Here is a 7,045-nt window from a genome sequence, read left to right as displayed (position 1 = left end):
TCCTCCCCCCGGGGGGGGGGCCCCCCGCTCTGCCCGCGCCCCCCCGTCCGAATCTGGGTCTGGGTGCATCGCTGGAGCAGCCTGGTCTGCACGGTGTTCGCGCTGCTGCTGTGCCTGACCGGCCTGCCGCTGATCTTCAAGGATGAACTCGGTCCCGATCTTCAGCTCGCGGCGGCGACGGCGTCGCCAGGCTCGGCATCGGTGGAGTCCATGGTCGCGCGCGCAATGGCCGCGCGTCCGGGCGAGGTGGTGCCGTATCTGTTCTACGATCGGGACCATCCGATCCTGAAGGTGCCGACCGCGGCGTCGATGACGGCCGACCCGGCATCGTTTCACTATCAGGTGTTCGACACCCGCACCGGAGCGCAGATTGCCGTCCCGCAGCCGAACGAGGGCTTTCTGTATGTGATGACGCGGCTGCATCTCGATTTGTTCGCGGGCGTGCCGGGCACGCTGTTCCTCGGCTCCATGGGACTGCTGCTCGTTATCGCCATCGTGTCGGGCGTGGTCCTGTACGGTCCGTTCACAAGGCGTCTCGCTTTCGGCGTGGTGCGGACCGACGGCAGCCGCCGGCGGACTTGGCTCGACCTGCACAATCTGCTGGGGGTCGTCACGCTCGCGTGGTTCGGCGTGGTCAGCTTCACCGGCGTCGTCAACACGCTGGCGGCGCCGATCGAACTCGCCTGGCAGGCCAATCAGCTTGTCGAGATGGCGTCGCAGGCGAAGCCGGCGGCGAGCGAAGGCCGGCGGGCGTCGATCGACGAGGTCCTACGCGAGGTCCGCGCGGCAGTGCCCGGCATGAACGTGATGACGGTGGCGTTTCCCGGCACGCCGTTCGCCACGCCGTCGCACGTCGCGATCTTCCTCACCGGCAACACGCCGATCACCAGCCGCATCCTCAAGCCGGCATTGGCCGACGCATCGACCGGGCAGGTGGTCTCGGTGCGCGACATGCCGTGGTACGCGACGGCGCTGTTCATGTCGCAGCCGCTGCATTTCGGCGATTATGGCGGTCTGCCGCTGAAGATCATCTGGGCGCTGCTCGACGTCGCGACGATCGTCGTTCTGATCAGCGGCCTGTATCTGTGGTGGGCGAAGCGGCCGTATCGCGAGGCCGCACCGCAGCCGGGGAGCCTCGCCGCATGAGCGCCGCGGGACGACAATGGCTGTGGCCGATTGCGCTGGCGGCGGCGACATTGTTCGGATTGCTGTCGGCGCTGGCCGGCGATCACGGCATCTGGCGAGGCCTATGCTGGATCGCGCTGGCGCTGCCGCTGCTGACGATCGCCTGGTGCGCGTCTGCCGCGCGTCGCCGCTAGGCTGGCACCAGGCTCAGGTCTCGACCGGCACGTCCACTTTGGCTGCCTGCGGCGCGACTTCTTCGATCGCTTCGCGGATCGAATCGATCGCGCGTTCGGCGGCACGGGCGCCGTGGGCGATCATTTCGTCGGCGCGGTGGAAGTCGAACCAGCCGATCCGGCCGACCCGCGGCGAGATCAGCATGTCGGGCGGATCGCCGGCGAGGCGGGCGCGGGTGATGCGGTCCTGCATGATGTTGAAGGCGTCGACCATCACCTTGGAGATGCCGGGGCGGTTGCCGCTGCCGAAGATCTCCTGCTTGACGAATTTCTCCGGCGAGAAGAACCGGCCGAAGCCGCGCTTTTGCGCCGGCTCCGGCGCCGGCTCGATCACCTCGTCGACCGCGCCGTGCGAGAAGATCGTGGTGCCATGGCCGAACACATCGCTGGAGACGTTGGCGGCGATCACGATCTCGGCGCCGAGCGCGCGTGCCGCCGACACCGGCACCGGATTGACCAGCGCGCCATCGACCAGCCAGCGATCGCCGATCAGCACCGGCGAGAAGATGCCGGGGAGGGCGTAGGACGCCCGCACCGCGTCGACCACCCGGCCGTGAGTCAGCCAGATTTCGTGGCCGGTGCGGATCTCGGTCGCGACGCTGGCGAATTTCTGCTTGAGATCCTGGATCAGGATCTGGCCGAGCGTCGCCTCGAGCTGCGCGGCGAGCTTGCCGCCGCCGATCAGGCCCGAACCGTCCAGCCTAATGTCGAGATAGCCCAGAATATTGCGCGGCTGCAGCTGGCGGGCCCATTCTTCCAGCGTGTCGAGATGGCCGGCCACGTAGGCGCCGCCGACCACCGCGCCGATCGAGGTGCCCACCACCACGTCCGGCACGATGCCGGCGCCGATCAGCGTCCGGAGGATACCAATATGGGCAAAGCCGCGCGCCGCGCCGCCGCCGAGCGCCAGACCGATGACCGGCCGGCGAATGGTGTCGAGCCCGACTTTGTCGGGCGCCGGCGGGCTGCTGGACCCGCGACCGATCAGATTTTCCAGCACGATCGTCTCCTAGAACCGGCAGGCCGTCCTACAGGGGAAGGCCTGCGCGGTGTAAATCAGCCACCATCAAAGCGCGTTCAATTGATCTTTGCCAGCGCGCCTTTGCGCCGCATCATGGAGCGCTGTGAAAGTCCGAACTAGGGGGAAATCGTGACATTCCGGCGAAAATGACCCCAATACCGCTCCGCCTGTGCGCAGCCGCTCCGGTCTGCGGCAAGGCTTGAATTTGCCGCGTTTTCAGTGAAAACCATCGGCCATGATTTGCAGGGGTAAAATTGGCCGGGCAGGCCCACGCGCACGGCTGACGCTCGCCTGCGCGTCCGCGTGCTGGGCCGCTTTGCTGCTGCAGCCGGCGTCGGCGCAATTCTTCAGCGACCGCCCGCCGCCGGTTCCTCCTGCGTCGGTCCCCGAGCCGCCGGCCGGCGGGGCCATCAGCCTCGCGCCCTCGGCGGGCCCGGCCGCTGTGCCGACCCTGCCGGCGCCGCTGACGCAGCCGCCTGTGGCTGCCGTGACGCCCCCGATCATCTCGCCATTGCCGGCCCCGGCTGCCGCCCCGCAGGGCGTGCTGGCGCTGACAGCGCGGTATGGCAAGGACCTGCCGACCATCAACAGCGGCCTGGTGTGGCGGGTCTACTCCGACCGGCCGGACGAGAGCGGCGTGATCAAGCTGGTCCGCGAGGAGCACGGACCAACGCCGAATATCGTGCTGCCGCCCGGCAACTACGTGGTGCACGTCGCCCACGGTCTGGTCAGCGCAGTGCGTCCGGTGACCTTGAAGGCGGATACCGACCGCGAAGCCTTTATCCTGCCGGCCGGCGGGCTGCGAATCGAGGGCCGCGTCGGCGGCACGCGGATTCCGCAGAACCAGATCTCGTTCTCCATCTTCAAAGGCAGCCAGTTCGACAACGCGCAACGCGCCCCGCTGGTGCCGAATGCAGCCGCCGGCGACGTCGTGCTGGTGCCGGAGGGCACGTACTACATCGTGTCGAATTACGGCGACGCCAATTCGGTGGTGCGCTCGGACATCCGTGTCACCGCAGGCAAGCTGACCGACGTCACCGTCACCCACCGCGCCGCGGTGATCACGCTGAAGCTGGTATCGGATAACGGCGGCGAAGCGCTCGCCAACACCGCGTGGTCGGTGCTGACGCCCGGTGGCGACGTCGTCAAGGAATCGATCGGCGCATTCCCGCGCGTGATCCTCTCCGAAGGTGAGTATCGCGCCATCGCCAAGAACGAAGGCAAGATGTTCGAGCGCGGCTTCAATGTCGTCAACGGCGTCGACGGCGACATCGAAGTCCTGGCGCGCTGAAGTCCTGGCGCGCTAAAATCTTGGCGCTGAAGTCTTGGCGCGCCGTCGAGGCCAATGGCCGCCGTTCGATCGTTCGCGCTGAACGGAACTACGTCTATGCAATGGAACTTTCAGTCGGTTACGCCGATCTGCGAGTTCAGCGCGATGCTGTTTCGTTCAGGGAACTGTATCGAGGTACGATTTAGTTCGAAAATCATTCTGAACTATGTGCAGTCTCCGCGATCACCTCGTTGCCATCGGTGTTTGATGGTGAGCCTGGATGACCTCGCGCGCGAGACAAGCGCCGATCCCAAGCTCGCTTGGCAGCTTCGCAACATCGTGTCCGACAAATTGCGAAGTGCTCATGAGCGCCTGCTGCTGCTGGGGCGAAAGTCGGCTTCGGAACGAGTCGCGGCTTTTCTGCTCGAGATGGATCGCCGCCTGGTCGCCGACGGCATCATGTGCCTGCCGATGTGCGAATACGATATTGCGGACTATCTCGGCCTGAGCAACGAAACGGTCTCGCGTTGCTGACGAAGCTTCAAGATTTGCGAATCATCGACGTGACCAGACGACGAACGGTAACATTCCGCGATCGCGCCGGACTTCACGACATCGATGCGTGGTGAAAGCACTGTCGTTGTCCGCGACATCCGCGTGTGTCGGGACGGGGCGGCAAAGCGAAGCGTCGTTGACGGTCGGCGCCGCACATCGAAATCGGCGTCCTCGGCAAGCGGATCGAGGGCCCGATTTTACATCGTTCTGTTATAGTCTCTAACGCGAACTAACCATCCGATGAATTTGAAGCTTCGCGTCACGGCAATTTTCGTCTGACCACCCCGCCGTTTACATCGTCTTAATCTGGAATACGTTCGACTGCTCCCTGGAACTGTGTGGGCGCGGGGGCGCGGCAAGTGACGGTAAGAATCAATCGGGAGACGCTGAGGACCCAGCTCTCTGCCGATCTCGCAATTCTGCAGCGCAAGTGGTACGCGGCGGTCCAGCCTGGACAGTCGCTGCCGAGCTATGAGGAGGTGATGCTCGGCAGTCTCGGCCGGATCGCCGACCAGATGGCGCTGCTGCAGCTCACCGGCGATATGCCTGGTGTGTCTCGCGCCGGCCGCTATGTTCAGCAATGGCTCGGTGATGAACGCTGGGACATTCCGCTCGATGCGCTGTCGCCGGATTGTGCTACCGCGCTGATGCAGACCGCGCGGAGCGCACTGCAGAACCAGCAGCCTTATCTCGGCACGGCTCATGTGGTCCGCGACGGCATCGTGCAGAAATACGTGCTGCTGGCGCTGCCGACGGCGTCGCGCTGGGGCGCCACGCTGGTCGGCGTCTACATCAACGAAGACGGCTTCCGCTACAATCTGCTGGACGCGATCTTCTCCTCGACGGACGATGGTATCGTCTCGCTCGCGGTGATCCGCGGGTCCGACGAGCGGCCGTTCGATTTTCAGATCGTGCACCTCAACGACGGCGCATCCGAACTGCTCGGCGAGTCGTCCTCCGCGTTGCAATGGAGCCGGTTGTCGGGAGGCAAGCATCTGCTGTGCGCCCCCGGCGTGGTCGCGCGGCTGCTGGCGCTGGCCGATACCGGCGGGCAAGATACCATTGCGATCGACACGGACGATCGCAATCTCAGCCTCAGCGCCAACGGCTTCGGCGATATCGTTTCGCTGACGATCTCCGACATCACCTCGCTGAAGAAACGCGAAGATTCATTCCGTCTGCTGTTCGACGGCAATCCGATGCCGATGTGGGTGTTCGATGCCGCCACCACCGAATTTCTCAGCGTCAACGACGCCGCCGTGCAGCATTACGGCTACGACCGTGACAGCTTCCTGCGAATGACGCTGCGCGAGATCTGGCCGAGCGACGAATGGGCGGCGCAGAGCCACGCGCTGCTGGGCATTGGTGACAGCTATCAGTCCGAAGGCAACTGCCGTCACCTCACGGCCGATGGCACGCAGATCGAGGTGCTGACCTTTGGCCGCCGCGTCGTGTTCGGCGGGCGCGAAGGATTTCTCGTCGCGGTGGTGGACATTACCGAGCGTCGCAAGGCCGAGGCGAAAATCGCCCATATGGCCCATCACGACGGCCTCACCAATCTGCCGAACCGCGCGCTGTATCAGGAACGGCTGCAGCGGGCACTGGATCAGCGCCGCAGCGGCGACGGCCATGTCGGCGTGATGTGTCTCGACCTCGACCTGTTCAAGAACGTCAACGACTCGTTCGGTCATCCGATGGGCGACCGTGTGCTGCGCTCCGTCGCCGAACGGCTGCGCGGCGCCGTCGGCAGCGGCGATCTGGTGGCACGGCTCGGCGGTGATGAATTCGCGCTGGTGCTGAGCCAGCTCGACTCGCCCAACGAGGCCAGCGATTTCGCTGCGCGGCTGATCGCGATCGTCAGCGCGCCCTACGACATGGACGGGCTCGAAGTGGTGATCGGCGCCTCGATCGGCATCGCGCTGGCGCCCGGCGACGGCGACGATTGCGAGGCGCTGCTGCGCAATGCCGATATGGCGCTGTATCGCGCCAAGGACGCCGGCGGCGGCTGCCACCATTTCTTCGAGAAGGAGATGGACCGCCAGGCGCAGATCCGCCGCGACATGGAGATCGACCTGCGCCACGCCTTCGCGCATGGCGAATTCGAACTGCACTATCAGCCGCTGATCGATCTTGCCGCCGACCGCGTCGGCGGCTTCGAGAGCCTGCTGCGCTGGCGGCATCCCGAGCGCGGCATGATCTCGCCGGCCGATTTCATTCCGGTCGCCGAGGATATCGGCCTGATTGTCGGTCTCGGCGAATGGGTGCTGCGCCAGGCCTGTCTGGAAGCGTCGCGCTGGCCGGACGACATCAAGGTCGCGGTCAACCTGTCGCCGGTGCAATTCCGTAGCCGCAACCTGGTGCAGGTGGTGATCTCGGCGCTGGCGCAGTCCGGGCTGTCGCCGCGCCGGCTGGAGCTCGAGATCACCGAGTCGCTGTTTCTCGCCGACAGCGAGGCCAATCTCGCGACGCTGCATCAGCTCCGCAGCCTCGGCGTCCGGATCTCGATGGACGATTTCGGCACCGGCTACTCGTCGCTCAGTTACTTGCGCAGCTTTCCGTTCGACAAGATCAAGATCGATCGCTCGTTCGTCAAAGACCTCACCGAGCGTCCGGACTGCCTCGCCATCGTGCGCGCCATCGCCGGTCTCGGCCGCAGCCTGAACATCACGACGCTCGCCGAAGGCGTCGAAACGCCGGATCAGCTCGACGCGCTGCGCGCCGAAGGCTGCCACGAGGTGCAGGGCTTCCTGTTCAGCCCGGCGCGCCCGGCGTCGGAGATCGCGGGGCTGCTGGCGAAGTTCGGCCGGCAGGCGTCGCGGGCGGCGTAGCAACGGCGCCGCG

At 65.7% G+C, this 7,045-nt stretch carries 6 protein-coding genes; 5 read left to right on the top strand and 1 reads right to left on the bottom strand.

Annotation, left to right across the window (positions count from 1 at the left end; translation table 11 throughout):
- Window positions 1-51 precede the first annotated feature (51 nt).
- Together LPW26_RS15465 and LPW26_RS15460 are read left to right on the top strand one after the other, a co-directional pair.
- Entirely contained in the window at window positions 52-1,146 is a 1,095-nt protein-coding gene (locus tag LPW26_RS15465) for a PepSY-associated TM helix domain-containing protein (protein ID WP_406677672.1), read from the top strand.
- Complete coding sequence (locus LPW26_RS15460; RefSeq protein WP_238736305.1) at window positions 1,143-1,319, top strand: hypothetical protein; 177 nt, start codon at window positions 1,143-1,145, stop codon at window positions 1,317-1,319. Before LPW26_RS15465 ends, LPW26_RS15460 begins: the two co-directional genes overlap by 4 nt.
- Before the next feature lie 13 nt (window positions 1,320-1,332).
- Here LPW26_RS15460 and LPW26_RS15455 read toward each other — a convergent pair whose 3' ends face one another.
- Entirely contained in the window at window positions 1,333-2,358 is a 1,026-nt protein-coding gene (locus tag LPW26_RS15455) for a patatin-like phospholipase family protein (protein WP_238736304.1), read from the bottom strand.
- A gap of 256 nt (window positions 2,359-2,614) precedes the next feature.
- Between LPW26_RS15455 and LPW26_RS15450 the strand changes: the two genes are divergently transcribed.
- The 3 genes from LPW26_RS15450 (at window position 2,615) to LPW26_RS15440 (ending at window position 7,032) form a co-directional block, all read left to right on the top strand.
- Complete coding sequence (locus tag LPW26_RS15450; protein ID WP_238736303.1) at window positions 2,615-3,670, top strand: hypothetical protein; 1,056 nt, start codon at window positions 2,615-2,617, stop codon at window positions 3,668-3,670.
- A 96-nt stretch (window positions 3,671-3,766) separates the two neighbouring features.
- Window positions 3,767-4,183: a helix-turn-helix domain-containing protein gene (locus LPW26_RS15445; RefSeq protein WP_238736302.1), complete on the top strand. Its 417-nt coding sequence runs from the start codon at window positions 3,767-3,769 to the stop codon at window positions 4,181-4,183.
- A gap of 380 nt (window positions 4,184-4,563) precedes the next feature.
- A complete protein-coding gene (locus LPW26_RS15440; RefSeq protein ID WP_238736301.1) occupies window positions 4,564-7,032 on the top strand; it encodes a putative bifunctional diguanylate cyclase/phosphodiesterase in 2,469 nt (822 codons plus the stop codon).
- Window positions 7,033-7,045 lie beyond the last annotated feature (13 nt).

It is taken from the genome of Rhodopseudomonas infernalis (assembly GCF_022271405.1).
GTDB classification, from domain to species: Bacteria; Pseudomonadota; Alphaproteobacteria; order Rhizobiales; family Xanthobacteraceae; genus Rhodopseudomonas; species Rhodopseudomonas infernalis.
Note: the sequence above shows the minus strand (reverse complement) of the source record. Positions and strands in the feature narration are given on the sequence as shown.

Bases quoted from the DNA above. Each gene is read 5' to 3' on its own strand.
- LPW26_RS15460 (WP_238736305.1), top strand. From the start codon at position 1,143: ATGAGCGCCGCGGGACGACAATGGCTGTGGCCGATTGCGCTGGCGGCG.
- LPW26_RS15450 (WP_238736303.1), top strand. From the start codon at position 2,615: ATGATTTGCAGGGGTAAAATTGGCCGGGCAGGCCCACGCGCACGGCTG.
- LPW26_RS15445 (WP_238736302.1), top strand. From the start codon at position 3,767: ATGCAATGGAACTTTCAGTCGGTTACGCCGATCTGCGAGTTCAGCGCG.